Raw genomic sequence first — 12,671 nt, forward strand, 5'->3', positions numbered from 1 at the left:
CCTGGCATTGCCCGACCAGCCGCCCTTATTAAGGTCACTTTGATGGACATGCAATCCCGAATTCGCCAGCTTTTCCAGGCCAGTATCGACACCAAGCAACAGGCGATGGAAGTCCTTGCACCGTACATCGAGCAGGCCAGCCAGGTCATGGTCAACGCCCTGCTCAACGAGGGCAAGATGCTGTCCTGCGGCAATGGCGGCTCGGCCGGCGATGCCCAGCACTTCTCTTCCGAGCTGCTCAACCGCTTCGAACGCGAACGCCCCAGCCTGCCGGCCATCGCGCTGACCACCGACAGCTCGACCATCACCTCGATCGCCAACGACTACAGCTACAACGAGGTGTTTTCCAAACAGATCCGCGCCCTGGGCCAGCCCGGCGACGTGCTGCTGGCGATTTCCACCAGCGGCAATTCGGCCAATATCATCCAGGCCATCCAGGCCGCCCATGATCGCGAAATGATTGTCGTCGCCCTGACCGGCCGCGACGGTGGTGGCATGGCCTCGCTGCTATTGCCCGAAGATGTCGAGATCCGCGTGCCGGCCAACGTCACTGCGAGAATTCAGGAAGTCCACCTGCTGGCGATCCACTGCCTGTGCGATCTGATCGACAGCCAACTGTTCGGGAGTGAAGAATGACCCCTCATCGCCTTGGCCTCATGGCCCTGACCCTGTGCCTGAGCCTTTCCGGCTGCGGCTCGGTATTGACCGCCACCCGCGACAAACCTATCGAAGACGACCGTGGCACCCGCACCTTCGGCAGCAAGATCGACGACTCGCTGATCGAGACCAAGGTGCAGGTCAACGTGGCCAAGGCCAACGTCGACCTCGACCAGAACTCGCACATCGTCGTCACCAGCTTCAACGGTGTGGTGCTGCTCGCCGGGCAGACCCCGCGCGCCGAGCTCAAGGCCCAGGCCGAGCAGGCGGCCACCGAGGTGCAGAAGGTCAAGAAGGTACACAACGAGATCCAGGTGCTGCCGCCTTCGTCCATCCTGGCGCGCAACAACGATGCCTGGCTGACCACCAAGATCAAGACCCAGATGCTCGCCGATTCCAGCGTGCCAGGCTCGCGCATCAAGGTGGTGACCGAGAACGGCATCGTCTACCTGCTTGGCCTGCTGACCCAACAAGAGGCCGCTCGCGCCACCAGCGTGGTGCAGAGCGTCTCGGGCGTGCAGAAGATCGTCAAGCTGTTCGAGTACATCGACTGACCGGTTCGAGTCTGTGATGGGCCCCACTGCCTGGCACAATAAAAAAGGCGACCCTCAGGTCGCCTTTTTTCATTTCACCACTTTGAGACTCGGCCGCCCGCTCGGCCGTGGCGGCTGGCCATCCGGCGGCGTATCGTCGTCAGAGCCCTCCTCCAGCGACTCCGACAGCTCCTCCTCGGCCAACCCAGGCTCCAGGTCGAACACCATGCCCTGGCCGTTCTCGCGGGCGTAGATGCCCAGGATCGCGCCGGTGGGCACGTACAGGGTGTGCGAGGTGCCACCAAAGCGGCCATCGAAGCTCACAGCCTCGTTGTCCATGTGCAGATGGCGCACGGCACTGGGCGACACATTGAGCACGATCTGACCATCGCTGGCAAAGCCCTGGGGAACCTGCACTGCAGGGTATTCGGCGTTGACCAGCATGTGCGGGGTGCAATCGTTATCCACGATCCACTCATAAAGAGCACGGATCAGATAGGGACGACTGGAGTTCATCAACAGCTCCTTAAAGCTAGCGCATTTCACGTTCAGCGGCCGACAGGCTGGCCTGAAAGGCCTCCCGGGCAAACTGACGCTCCATATAGTCCAAGAGCGGCTTGGCGGGCCGTGGCAGTTCGATACCCAGCACCGGCAAACGCCAGAGTATCGGTAATAGACAGCAGTCGACCAGACTTAGCTCCTCACTGAGGAAATAAGGCTTGTCGGCGAACAGGGCAGACACGCCGGTCAGGCTCTCGCGCAATTCCTTGCGCGCCTGGACGCGCAACGGCTCCTTGCTGCGCGGGTCGAGAATCTGATCGACCAGCCCGCACCAGTCACGCTGGATACGGTGAATCAGCAAGCGGCTGTTGGCGCGAGCCACCGGGTACACGGGCAGTAAAGGTGGGTGCGGGTAACGCTCGTCGAGGTATTCCATGACCACGGTCGACTCGTACAACGCCAGGTCACGATCGACCAGGGTGGGCGTGCTGCCGTAGGGATTGACTTCGACAAGCTGCGGCGGCAGGCGGCCCGCCACGACATCGATGATTTCGACGCTGACACCCTTCTCGGCGAGAACGATGCGCACCCGATGAGAATAGTGGTCGGCGGGGTCGGAGTAACAGGCCAACCGATTGGTCACGCCCATGGCGGTCCTCCTCGCGTATAGAAATAAAAACTCACAAAAGCAAACGCGCCCCTTGGGGCGCGCAGGATCAGCCGGGAATTTTACAGCATTTCCCGGCACAACCCTTGGCTAATCTTGCCCTGCCCCGCACAAAGGCACGCGCCGATACAAATCAAAAAAAAACCCGCTTCCGTGAGGAGGCGGGTTTCTTTTGAGCGTAAAGCTCGAACGAAGCAGCGAATTAACGCTTCGAGTACTGCGGACGCTTACGCGCTTTACGCAGACCGACTTTCTTACGTTCAACTTCACGGGCATCGCGAGTGACGTAGCCCGCTTTGCGCAGAGCGCCACGCAGGGTTTCGTCGTACTGCATCAACGCACGGGTGATACCGTGACGGATCGCACCGGCCTGACCGCTGACACCACCACCGATAACGGTGACGTAGATGTCGAACTTTTCAGTGGTTTCGGTCAGTTCCAGCGGCTGACGAACTACCATGCGGGCAGTCTCGCGGCCGAAGAAAGTGTCCAGCGAACGGTTGTTAATGGAGATGTTACCAGTGCCCGGACGCAGGAAAACGCGTGCGGTTGCAGTCTTGCGACGGCCAGTGCCGTAATTTTGAGTCGCCGACATAATGAACTATTCCGTTAAAACTTCAGTTCTTGGGGCTGCTGAGCAGTATGAGGGTGAGCAGTGCCCGCATAGACTTTCAGCTTACGGTACATGTCGCGACCCAGCGGGTTCTTAGGCAGCATGCCTTTAACCGCGGTCTCGATCACGCGCTCAGGGGCCTTGGCGATCAGCTTTTCGAAGTTGATCGACTTGATACCGCCCGGGAAACCGGAGTGGGAGTAGTACATTTTATCGGTGGTCTTGGCACCGGTAACGCGAACCTGCTCGGCATTGATCACGACGATGTAGTCGCCAGTGTCAACGTGAGGGGTGTACTCAGGCTTGTGCTTGCCACGCAGACGGCTCGCGATTTCTGTAGCCAGACGACCCAGGGTCTGACCAGCAGCATCAACGACGAACCAGTCGCGCTTTACTGTTTCCGGTTTAGCAGTAAAAGTTTTCATTCTTTATAGCCTCAGGGGCCGCCCAGCAAAAATAGACGGCGGATCTTACTGAATAGTGCTTACTTTGACAAGTCAAAGGCAGCCGGGCACATGACGCTTTTCGGGGGCTCGGGTCATCACGTCGCATGCACGGCAAGATTCTTCCGGGAGGCGGGGCATCACGCCGCTTCTTAGAGAGGTGCCGAATTATCCAGATTTTCAGCTGAAAAGCAAGCTTGATGCGGACGTCTTGAGCTCAAGGCGTTCCGGCCATATCCTGACCGCTTTCCCCTATAAGAATAATGATATGACCTTCTCTCCTCCCGCCACGGCGGCGTTGCGCCGTGTCAGCATCCTGGCCGTCGACAAGGTCATGGCCGCCACCTTGATGCAGGCCAAGGACTTCTTCCACATGGCCAGCCTGCGCTATGGCAAGCAGACCGGACGCGGCCTGACTGCGGTGTTCGAGAGCCGGCTGGTCAGCCCCGACGGCCTGCCGGTGCGCAGTTTCAGCGATGTGGTGCTGCCGGTGAGCGGCGCGCTGGAGGATGCCGACATCATCATCCTGCCGGCCCACTGGGACGACTTCGACGCCCTGAGCCAGCGCTACCCGCAGGTGGTGCCCTGGCTGCGCGCGCAGCATGCCCGGGGCGCGGTGCTCTGCGCCGAGGCCAGCGGGGTGTTCTGGCTGGCCGCTGCCGGCCTGCTGGACGGCAGGGAGGCGACCACCTATTGGCGATTCTTCGAGGAGTTCCGCCAGCGCTTCCCGCAGGTCATCCTCAACCCGGACAAGCACCTGACCGACGCCGACAATGTGTACTGCGCCGGCGGGCCGGTGTCCGCGTGCGACCTGTACATCTACCTGATCGAGCGCTTCTGCGGCGCCAGCGTGGCCCAGGCGGTTTCGCGCGACATTCTCTACGAGGTGCAGCGCAGCTATTCACCGGGACGGATGGGTTTCGGCGGGCAGAAACTGCATCAGGACGCCCTGATCCTGCAGGTGCAGCAATGGCTGGAGGGGCATTTCGCCGAGAAATTCCGCTTCGAGGACGTCGCCCGCCAGCACGGCATGAGCATCCGCAACTTCATGCGACGCTTCCAGACCGCCACCGGCGACAAGCCGCTGCATTATCTGCAGCGACTGCGCATAGAAACCGCCAAGGGTCTGCTGTCGGGCTCGCGCAAGAGCATCAAGACCATCAGTTACGAGGTGGGCTACGACGATGCCAGCTTCTTTGCCCGACTGTTCCGCCAGCACACCGAGCTGTCCCCCAACGAGTACCGGCTGCAGTTCGTCGGCAGCTGCGCGTAGGTGCTAGCCGCAGCGCCCAGGCCTCTCAGGGCTTGTGCGCGCGCGCCAGGAATTCGTGGGACTGCATCTCCAGCAGCCGGCTCAGGGTACGCTGGAACTCGAAGTTCAGGCGACCGCCGGTGTACAGGTCCTTGAGCTCGACCTCGGCAGAAATGATCAACTTGACGTTGCGATCGTAGAACTCGTCGACCATGTTGATGAAGCGCCGGGCGATGTCATCGGTGGTCACACTCATCTGCTCCACGCCGCTGAGCAGCACGGCATTGAAAATCTTGCCCAGCTCGATGTAGTCGTTCTGGCTGCGTGGGCCGTCGCACAGCTCGCGAAAGTCGAACCAGGCCACGTCGTCACAGGTGCGCAGGGCATGGATCACACGATTCTCGATGGTCAGGGGATCGTTTTCGGTGACCTTCTTGCTGTTGTGGGTCAATGCCGCGAAGCTTTCGCGCATGCTCTTCTGCGCCGCTTCGTCGAGCGGAAAATGGAACAGCTCGGCCTGCTCGAGATGGCGCAAACGGTAGTCGACGCCGCTGTCGACGTTGACGATCTCGGTGTTTTCCTTGATCAGGGCAATCGCCGGCAGGAAGCGCGCGCGCTGCAGGCCGTCCTTGTAGAGCCCGTCGGGAACGATGTTGGAGGTGGCGACCAGGGTCACGCCGTTCTTGAACAGCTCCTCCATCAGGGTGCCAAGGATCATGGCGTCGGTGATGTCGGAGACGAAGAATTCGTCAAAGCAGATGACCCGGGCCTCGTCGGCGAACCGCCGAGCGATGACGGTGAGTGGGTTCTTCTGGTCCTTGAGGGTCTTGAGCTCTTCGTGGACGCGTTTCATGAAGCGGTGAAAGTGCGTGCGCACCTTCTGCTCGAACGGCAGCGCATCGAAGAAGGTATCGACCAGGTAGGTCTTGCCACGCCCTACCCCGCCCCAGAAATACAAGCCCTTGACCGGCTTCTGCTCTTTTTTCCCGAACAGCTTGCCGAAGACCCCGGGCTTGCTGTCCGGGGCGGCGATCAGGTCGTCGTAGAGCCGCTGCAGATGACGAACGGCCGTCTCTTGCGCTGCATCGTGGAAAAAGTCAGGGCGTTGAAGATCGGCTTGATATCGTTCTAGAGGCGTCATATTCGTTAGCAAGGCAACAAAAACGGGCGGTCACTGTAGCGACGGGTTGGAATAATGGCAATGCAGCTTGCGACGTTCTGTCGCTTTTGCGTTGCGAGGGCCGCCTATCGGCGAGATGCAACCGCGCGGGCCGGGATTCTGATCCGGATCTAATCTGTGAATAGGATTTTGCAGGTGTTCTTGATCTTGATCTTGATCTTGATCTGCTTTTGACCTTGATCTGCTTTTGATCTTGATCTGCTTTTGATCTTGATCTGCTTTTGATCTTGATCTGCTTTTGATCTTGATCTTGATCTACCGCGACTTCAGCAGGCCGAACGGAGCAGCGCGGGAGTGGTGGCGCGAGGCAGGAGCCGAGCGAGCGCCGCGCGGCCAGGGACGGCCGCTCGGCGCGTACGCCACGGAGCGATGTGGAGTGAGGGAACCCGGAGCGCAGCGTAGGGCCAATGAATGGAGCGGAGGCCTTTTGGTTACTTTTGGGCCTTTCCAAAAGTGACTCGCCGTAAGGGCGAAAAGGTGATTTCGCGCCACCCTAGCAAATGGATTAGCTTAAAAACCCGGGGGTCGCTACTGCGATATCGAAGCTTATCCGGCATCTTCGACGCGGCCAAAGGCCCCTTTCGCCCTTACGGCGACTCACTTTTGGAAAGGCCCAAAAGTAAGCAAAAGGCCTCCGCTCCGTTCATTGGCCCTGCGTTACGCTACGCTCCACTCCGGGTTCCCTCCTTACGCATCGCTCCGTGGCGTACGCGCCGAGCGGCCGTCCCTGGCCGCGCGGCGCTCGCTCGGCTCCTGCCTCGCGCCACCACTCCCGCGCTGCTTCAGTCGGCCTGCTGAAGTCGCGGCAGATCAAGATCAAAAGCCAGATCAAAAGCCAGATCAAAAGCCAGATCAAAAGCCAGATCAAAAGCAGATCATTCCTGCGGTAGCAGCGCCAATCTCAATGCCTCGATGGCGATCTCACGCGCGCCGGCATCGGCAAACGCCGGGCTGTCGGCCACGCAGACACCGTCCACCCACAGAGTGAAACTGTGCAATTCAGGTCGCACGTCCAGTGCCGCGCCGCTCTGCAGTTGCTTGGTCACCGCGCCAGCGGCCTTGCCATCGGCGAAGTTGCGCGACAACAGCAGTTGCTCGCCATCGGCGGCCAGCAGGCGGAAACGGAAGCTGCCGTCGTCTTCGCGGAAACTGACGAAACGCGCGGCTTTGCCGGTTTTCTTCTTGCTGGCAGTGGCCACCTGGACCTGTTCGCGGAACGAACGCAGACCAACCGCTTCACGTAGCTCGCCAAGGAAAGGCGTTGCCACCTGGCGGGCCTTGCGGGCGCCGGTCTGCAGGATATCTTCCAGCTCCGCCGGCCGCTCGATCAAACGTCGATAGGCCTCGCGTGGCTCGGCCAACTGCCCGTCCAGCAGCGTGAACAAGCGGCTCTTCGCTTCGCCCCAGCCGAGGCCCTGCAGCAGCGCCTGGCGAAATTCGGCGCTGCCCTCTGGCGTGGCGAACGCCTGATAGAGGGTGAACAGGTGCGAGTTGTCCGGATCCTTGGCCTCGCCCGGCGCCCTGGAATCGGTGACGATGCGCGAGATCGCTTCCTTCATTTCCTTGGCGCTGCTGAAAAGCGGGATGGTGTTGTCGTAGCTTTTGGACATCTTGCGGCCATCGAGGCCGGGCAAGGTGGCGACGCTTTCCTCGATCAGCGCCTCGGGCATGACGAAAAACTCCTTGCCCTGGCCGAACAGATGGTTGAAGCGCTGGCCAATGTCCCGGGCCATTTCCACGTGCTGGATCTGGTCACGACCCACCGGCACCTTGTGCGCGTTGAACATCAGGATGTCGGCGGCCATCAGCACCGGGTAGCTGTACAGGCCCATGGTGATGCCCGCGTCGGGGTCTTCGCCGCCCTCGACGTTCTTGTCCACCGAGGCCTTGTAGGCGTGGGCGCGGTTGAGCAGCCCCTTTGCCGCCACGCAGGTCAAGAGCCAGGTCAGCTCGGTGATTTCCGGGATGTCGGACTGCCGGTAGAAGGTCACGCGGTCGACATCCAGCCCCGCCGCCAACCAGGTCGCGGCGATCTCCAGGCGCGAGCGCTGAATGCGCAGCGGCTCGTCGCACTTGATCAGCGCATGGTAGTCGGCCAGGAAATAGAACGAGTCGGCATCGCTTTGTCGGCTGGCGACGATGGCCGGGCGGATGGCACCGGCGTAGTTGCCCAGGTGCGGGGTCCCGGTGGTGGTGATGCCGGTGAGGATACGAGTGGTCATATTTTTTGAATTCTTGTGCATTCAGTTCGAAAGGCGCGGCAGCACCAGATCTTTCAGGTCGGTGAGCTTGCCATGAAAAAAGTGTCCGCATTCTGCCACTTTCAGCAGCTCATGGGGCAGTGCAAGGGCCTGCGACCAGTCGTAGACCTTCTGCGGCTCGACCACTTCGTCGCTTTGCGGCTGGATCACGGTGATCGGGCAGCGCTCGGGCAGCGGGTGCTCGGCGCCCAGGCGCATGACCGCCGGTGCCACCATGAACAGCCGCTCGACCGCCTGCCCCGCCGCCTCCAGGCGCCCGGCCAGGCTGGCGGCGACAAAGCCGCCAAAGGAAAAGCCGAGCAGCGTCAGCGGCAACGGCGGTTGCTGGCCAAGCAGCCAGGCAGTGGCGGCCCGGGCGTCATCCACCTCACCGCTGCCCATGTCGTGGCTGCCAGCACTGGCACCGGTGCCGCGATAATTGAAACGCAGTGTGTTGAGGCCTGCGTCGCGCGCCGTGCGCTGCAAGGTCGACACGACCTTGTTGAGCATGGTGCCCCCTTGCACCGGGTTGGGGTGGCAGATCAACGCCACGCCCCGGGCGTCCGGGACTTGCAGGTACAATGCTTCCAATTGGCCGACGGGGCCATCGATGAAAAAGGCGGTTTCGCGCATGAGCACGTCTGAACTCCGTGACCTTGAATAGGGTCGACTCGTCTAGTCGATTGACGCTGCCAGGCATATCCGCGTCTTATCGCAGGTATACAGGGCAGGTCCGAGCCGTTAACGTAAAGCAAAGCCGTTTATAGAGGAAGGACTCGTGGATTACTCGCTCTTAGTTTGGCTGTTGCCGACCCTGGCCCTGGTCATCGGCGTTGCCGTAGGCTTTCTGGTGGCGCGGGTGCTGCCCAATGCCGTGCCCAATAGCACCCAGCGTCAGCTGGATGACATCCAGGAACGCTTCGACAACTATCAGAATGAAGTGGTGACCCACTTCAACAGCACGGCGATTCTGGTCAAGAAGCTGACTCAGAGCTATCAGGAGGTGCAAGACCACCTCGCCGAGGGTGCCAACCGCTTGGCGCTCGACGAGCTGACCCGTCAGCGCCTGCTGGCCTCGCTGCACTCCGACAGCGCCGCGCAGGTCTCCCAGCGCCTGACGCCACCGCGCGACACCGAGGTACCCAAGGATTACGCGCCAAAGGCGCCGAACTCTCCCGGCATGCTCGACGAGCAATATGGCCTGAAGCGCAAGTAAGGCCTGCCAGCACCACCGTGGAACTGCAACGGGGCCGATGGGCCCCGTTTGCTTTTACCTGGGCCCGGTCAACAAGGCCCCAGCCCGCCGTCGACCTTGAACAACTCGATGTCGCTGCGGATGCCCAGCTTGCGGAACGCCGCGATTTTTTGTGCGCTGATGGTCTTGACGCTGCGGTTGAATTTGCTGGCAATCTGCGACACCGACATCCCCTCCAGGCAACAGCGCAGCACTTCCTGCTCGCGTGCGGAGAGCCCCGGTGTGGCGGCCAGGGTTTGGGCGCGCTCGGCGCTTGCCGGCTCGCCCGACACCGCTGCCTGTCGTTGTCCCGGCTCGATACCCGGCTGCAGGTAGACCTTGCCGCTGCCGACCTGGCGGATGGCGCGCAACAACTCGTCCAGGCCCTGGGATTTGCCGATGAACCCACTGGCGCCCGTACGCAGGCTCAACGCCACGATCGCCGGCAGCTCGCTGGCTGAAGACACCAGCAGACGCATCGCCGGGTAGCGCACAGCCAACAGGCGAATCAGGTTGAGGCCATCCACCTCATGGGGCTGCAGCGAGTAATCGAGCACCAGCACATCGATCGATGTACTGCTCAAGGCCTGCAGCATCTCGCGGCTTGAGGCATACAGCGCCACCACCTCGATATCCCGCTCAGGCTGCATGCGCATGGCAAAGCCGTTGCGGATCAGCGGATGATCATCCAGCAAGGCCACGCGCAACGGGGACCGATTGGACCATTTCATGGGGGTGAGCGCCAGTGAGCCGCAGGTACTACTTCGCGCCAGTATATGTGTGCGAGCCTCACCCAGAGGCGGTGAGCAAAGATATTCTTGAGCAGACTGGCGTAATGATTTTTACACCGGCCGCTCGCCTTGCAGGCGTTGCAGCTCGGCGTCCAGCTCGTCTACCAAAACCGCCAACGGGCCGACCGCCACTGCGCCGCAAGGCCCACCGGCATGCTCCTCGATGCGCCGGGCGGCGCCTGCGACAGCTGCCAAGTCGAGCATCAGCGCTGCTCCCGCGATTCGATGGGCGAGGCTGGTCACTGCCCGCCAGTCGCCATTGGCGTGCGCCGCACGAATGCCCTGGAGGTCGTCCCGCGAGGTCTGCTGGAACAAACCCCGTTGCCCGGCCATCACCTCGCTGATGGTGGTCGCAGTCTTGGCTGCCCGCTGGTCAGGCTCCCCGGCGCACCATAGCTCGATCATTTCCTTGAGCTCCTGGATGCGCAATGGCTTGCTCAGCAAGCCGTCCATCCCCGCTGCCAGGCAGGTCTGCGCGTGATCAGCACCGACCATGGCGGAAATGGCGATGACCGGGGTGTGACGGCCATTCACTCTCTCCCTTTCGCGCAGGCGGGTGGCCACGGTGTAGCCGTCCATATCGGGCAGGTTGCAGTCCAGCAGCACCAGGTCGAACACCTCGTCGTTCAGCAGCTCCAGGCCCGCCTCCCCGGTGCTCGCCTGGGTTACCGCATGGCCCAGGGTGGCCAATTGCCGCTCGATGACGAACTGATTGACCGGGTGATCCTCGACCACCAGCACTTTCAAGCCGGACACGCTGGCCGGCTCGATACCCGGCTCGGCCGTCGATAACCCGCTCGGGGCCGCCGCCAGCGCCACCGGTAGTTCGACATGCATGACCGTGCCGCGGCCAGGTTCGCTGTCGACGGTGATATGCCCCTGCATCAGATTGACCAGGTCGCGGCAGATGCTCAGGCCCAACCCGGTGCCGCCAAACCGCCGGGTAGTGCTGCGGTCGGCCTGGGTAAAGGCCTTGAACAGGCGTGCCTGCTGGCGTCGCGGGATACCAATGCCGGTGTCACTGACAGTGATGAGCAAGGTGCCCCGTTCGGGCTGCCCGGGCGCGGCGTCCAGGGTCGCCGCCAGCTCGACGTAACCCTGCTCGGTGAACTTGATGGCATTGGCCAGGAGATTGTTCAGCACCTGGCGAACCCGATGGGCGTCGAGCACCGGCCAGACCTCCCGCTCGGCAGGCAACCGCACGTAGAGCAGTAGTCGTTTGTCGGCAGCCCGGGCCTGGGCGATGTCGACGACCTCCTGCAGCAGGGCGCGGATATTCACCGGCGCGCATTCGAGCTCCAGCTTGTCGGCCTCCATTTTGGAGAAGTCCAGAACGTCATCGAGCAGCTGCAGCAGGGTGACCGAGCTGGCCACCGCTACATTGGCCAGGCGCGCCTCCGCAGGCGGCAGGCGACCTTGGGCGAGCAGCTCCACCGAAGCGAGGATGGCGTGCATCGGCGTGCGAATCTCGTGGCTCATCACCGCGAGAAACATCGATTTGTCGCGCTCGCTGCGCTCTGCACGGCGGCGCGCCAGCACCACGCGATAACTGAGAAAGGCCAGAAACAGCACCACGGCAACGCCCGCAGCGAATTCCAGGCGGTAGTGGTGCAGCATCAGCGACCAGGAGGGCAAACCGTAATCGCTGGACTCCAGCCAGCGGGCAAGCATGCGGTCAGTCTCCTGGGCGCTGAGCGAAGCCAGGGACTTGTCGATGATCGACAGCAGCACGCGATCATCGGCGCGCACGGCCATGCTCAGCGATGCCGGCATCTGGGTCAGCACGCCCGCCACATGCAGCTCGTCGAAATAGCGTCGATGCAGGATGGGAATCACCGCCGCATCGATGTCGATGGCGGCGTAGGCGTGCCCGTTCGCGACCTCTTCCAGTGCCTCGTCAGGGCTGGCGGTGCCGATGACCTGTATGCCTGGGTACTCCTCGCGCAGCTCGGCGTCATAGGCGGCGCCGCGCTTGACCGCGACCACCTTGTTCAGCAGTTGCCGCAGGTCATAGATGACGGCAGCATCCGCCCGGGTGACCACCAGGGTACTGCTGGCGAAATACGGCGCACTGAAGGCGATCTGTTCGGCCAGTCGCGAGTCGCCCAGTTGGCCGTAGGCAGCGGGAAGCAGGTCGACCTGGCCGTCGATCAGCGCGTGGCGCGCCGAGCTCCAGTGGATGTCGGGACGAACACTGAAGCGCAGGCCGGACACCCGAGTGATGGCCGCCAGGTACTCTGCGGCCAGGCCCTTGACGGTGCCGTTCTCCAGGTAGGCCAGCGGCACCCAGGCGGGATCGACGCCGACCCGCAACACGGGGTGCGCCTCGATCCAGGCGAGCTCTTCGCCGGTGAACAGACTGCGGTTCTGGCTGAAGGCTGGTGCGCAGAGCAACAGCAAGCCGCAGAGCAACACATGCAGAGCCTGGCGCATCACGGTCTGTCCTGGTCGGTGGGAAATGCTGATGAGGGAGGCGAAGAGCAGAAGTCTATACCGCAGCAAGGCTGCAACGACACGCGCCAATTGCAAGCGAACGTCTCAAGGCCGCTGCGCACGAGCC

At 62.1% G+C, this 12,671-nt stretch carries 13 protein-coding genes; 4 read left to right on the forward strand and 9 right to left on the reverse strand.

What is annotated here, in order from left to right; all coding sequences use genetic code 11:
• Positions 1-42 precede the first annotated feature (42 nt).
• Positions 43-636, forward strand: coding sequence for a phosphoheptose isomerase (locus SFA35_RS21695; RefSeq protein WP_213875199.1), 594 nt, complete (start codon positions 43-45; stop codon positions 634-636).
• A complete protein-coding gene (locus SFA35_RS21700) occupies positions 633-1,211 on the forward strand; it encodes a BON domain-containing protein (RefSeq protein ID WP_320572556.1) in 579 nt (192 codons plus the stop codon). The genes SFA35_RS21695 and SFA35_RS21700 overlap by 4 nt, the downstream gene beginning before the upstream one ends.
• 69 nt (positions 1,212-1,280) lie before the next feature.
• Here SFA35_RS21700 and SFA35_RS21705 read toward each other — a convergent pair whose 3' ends face one another.
• The 4 genes from SFA35_RS21705 to rplM form a co-directional block, all read right to left on the reverse strand.
• Positions 1,281-1,706 (reverse strand): ClpXP protease specificity-enhancing factor, encoded by a 426-nt coding sequence (locus SFA35_RS21705; RefSeq protein ID WP_320572557.1) that lies wholly within the window; start codon positions 1,704-1,706, stop codon positions 1,281-1,283.
• Between the two features lie 16 nt (positions 1,707-1,722).
• The gene (locus tag SFA35_RS21710; protein ID WP_320572558.1) at positions 1,723-2,340 is read right to left on the reverse strand and encodes a glutathione S-transferase N-terminal domain-containing protein; all 618 of its coding nucleotides are present in this window, start codon (positions 2,338-2,340) and stop codon (positions 1,723-1,725) included.
• Positions 2,341-2,560: 220 nt separating this feature from the next.
• Positions 2,561-2,953, reverse strand: coding sequence for a 30S ribosomal protein S9 (gene rpsI, locus SFA35_RS21715; RefSeq protein ID WP_158155251.1), 393 nt, complete (start codon positions 2,951-2,953; stop codon positions 2,561-2,563).
• Between the two features lie 14 nt (positions 2,954-2,967).
• Complete coding sequence (gene rplM, locus SFA35_RS21720; protein WP_213875204.1) at positions 2,968-3,396, reverse strand: 50S ribosomal protein L13; 429 nt, start codon at positions 3,394-3,396, stop codon at positions 2,968-2,970.
• A 391-nt stretch (positions 3,397-3,787) separates the two neighbouring features.
• On the opposite strand from rplM, the gene SFA35_RS21725 reads away from it, so the two are divergent.
• A complete protein-coding gene (locus tag SFA35_RS21725; RefSeq protein ID WP_414058559.1) occupies positions 3,788-4,687 on the forward strand; it encodes a GlxA family transcriptional regulator in 900 nt (299 codons plus the stop codon).
• Between the two features lie 25 nt (positions 4,688-4,712).
• On the opposite strand, the gene zapE is transcribed toward SFA35_RS21725, so the two are convergent.
• From zapE to SFA35_RS21740, 3 genes are all read right to left on the reverse strand, one after another.
• Positions 4,713-5,807 carry a cell division protein ZapE gene (gene zapE, locus SFA35_RS21730; protein WP_320572560.1) on the reverse strand — a complete coding sequence of 365 codons (1,095 nt, stop codon included), beginning with the start codon at positions 5,805-5,807 and terminating at the stop codon, positions 4,713-4,715.
• 914 nt (positions 5,808-6,721) lie between these two features.
• Positions 6,722-8,068 carry a tryptophan--tRNA ligase gene (locus tag SFA35_RS21735; protein WP_320572561.1) on the reverse strand — a complete coding sequence of 449 codons (1,347 nt, stop codon included), beginning with the start codon at positions 8,066-8,068 and terminating at the stop codon, positions 6,722-6,724.
• Between the two features lie 21 nt (positions 8,069-8,089).
• A complete protein-coding gene (locus SFA35_RS21740) occupies positions 8,090-8,719 on the reverse strand; it encodes an alpha/beta hydrolase (RefSeq protein WP_320579177.1) in 630 nt (209 codons plus the stop codon).
• Between the two features lie 145 nt (positions 8,720-8,864).
• Here SFA35_RS21740 and SFA35_RS21745 point away from each other — a divergent pair, with 145 nt between their 5' ends.
• Entirely contained in the window at positions 8,865-9,302 is a 438-nt protein-coding gene (locus SFA35_RS21745; protein ID WP_320572562.1) for a YhcB family protein, read from the forward strand.
• 68 nt (positions 9,303-9,370) lie between these two features.
• Here SFA35_RS21745 and SFA35_RS21750 read toward each other — a convergent pair whose 3' ends face one another.
• Together SFA35_RS21750 and SFA35_RS21755 are read right to left on the reverse strand one after the other, a co-directional pair.
• Positions 9,371-10,051: a response regulator transcription factor gene (locus tag SFA35_RS21750; RefSeq protein WP_320572563.1), complete on the reverse strand. Its 681-nt coding sequence runs from the start codon at positions 10,049-10,051 to the stop codon at positions 9,371-9,373.
• 111 nt (positions 10,052-10,162) lie between these two features.
• Positions 10,163-12,544 (reverse strand): ATP-binding protein, encoded by a 2,382-nt coding sequence (locus tag SFA35_RS21755; protein ID WP_320572564.1) that lies wholly within the window; start codon positions 12,542-12,544, stop codon positions 10,163-10,165.
• Between the last annotated feature and the right edge of the window lie 127 nt (positions 12,545-12,671).

It is taken from the genome of Pseudomonas sp. HR96, assembly GCF_034059295.1.
Lineage (GTDB): Bacteria > Pseudomonadota > Gammaproteobacteria > Pseudomonadales > Pseudomonadaceae > Aquipseudomonas.

Bases quoted from the DNA above. Each gene is read 5' to 3' on its own strand.
- SFA35_RS21735 (WP_320572561.1), bottom strand. From the start codon at position 8,068: ATGACCACTCGTATCCTCACCGGCATCACCACCACCGGGACCCCGCAC.
- SFA35_RS21710 (WP_320572558.1), bottom strand. From the start codon at position 2,340: ATGGGCGTGACCAATCGGTTGGCCTGTTACTCCGACCCCGCCGACCAC.
- SFA35_RS21725 (WP_414058559.1), top strand. From the start codon at position 3,788: ATGGCCAGCCTGCGCTATGGCAAGCAGACCGGACGCGGCCTGACTGCG.
- SFA35_RS21755 (WP_320572564.1), bottom strand. From the start codon at position 12,544: ATGCGCCAGGCTCTGCATGTGTTGCTCTGCGGCTTGCTGTTGCTCTGC.
- SFA35_RS21700 (WP_320572556.1), top strand. From the start codon at position 633: ATGACCCCTCATCGCCTTGGCCTCATGGCCCTGACCCTGTGCCTGAGC.
- SFA35_RS21740 (WP_320579177.1), bottom strand. From the start codon at position 8,719: ATGCGCGAAACCGCCTTTTTCATCGATGGCCCCGTCGGCCAATTGGAA.
- rpsI (WP_158155251.1), bottom strand. From the start codon at position 2,953: ATGTCGGCGACTCAAAATTACGGCACTGGCCGTCGCAAGACTGCAACC.
- rplM (WP_213875204.1), bottom strand. From the start codon at position 3,396: ATGAAAACTTTTACTGCTAAACCGGAAACAGTAAAGCGCGACTGGTTC.
- SFA35_RS21750 (WP_320572563.1), bottom strand. From the start codon at position 10,051: ATGAAATGGTCCAATCGGTCCCCGTTGCGCGTGGCCTTGCTGGATGAT.
- SFA35_RS21705 (WP_320572557.1), bottom strand. From the start codon at position 1,706: ATGAACTCCAGTCGTCCCTATCTGATCCGTGCTCTTTATGAGTGGATC.
- zapE (WP_320572560.1), bottom strand. From the start codon at position 5,807: ATGACGCCTCTAGAACGATATCAAGCCGATCTTCAACGCCCTGACTTT.
- SFA35_RS21695 (WP_213875199.1), top strand. From the start codon at position 43: ATGGACATGCAATCCCGAATTCGCCAGCTTTTCCAGGCCAGTATCGAC.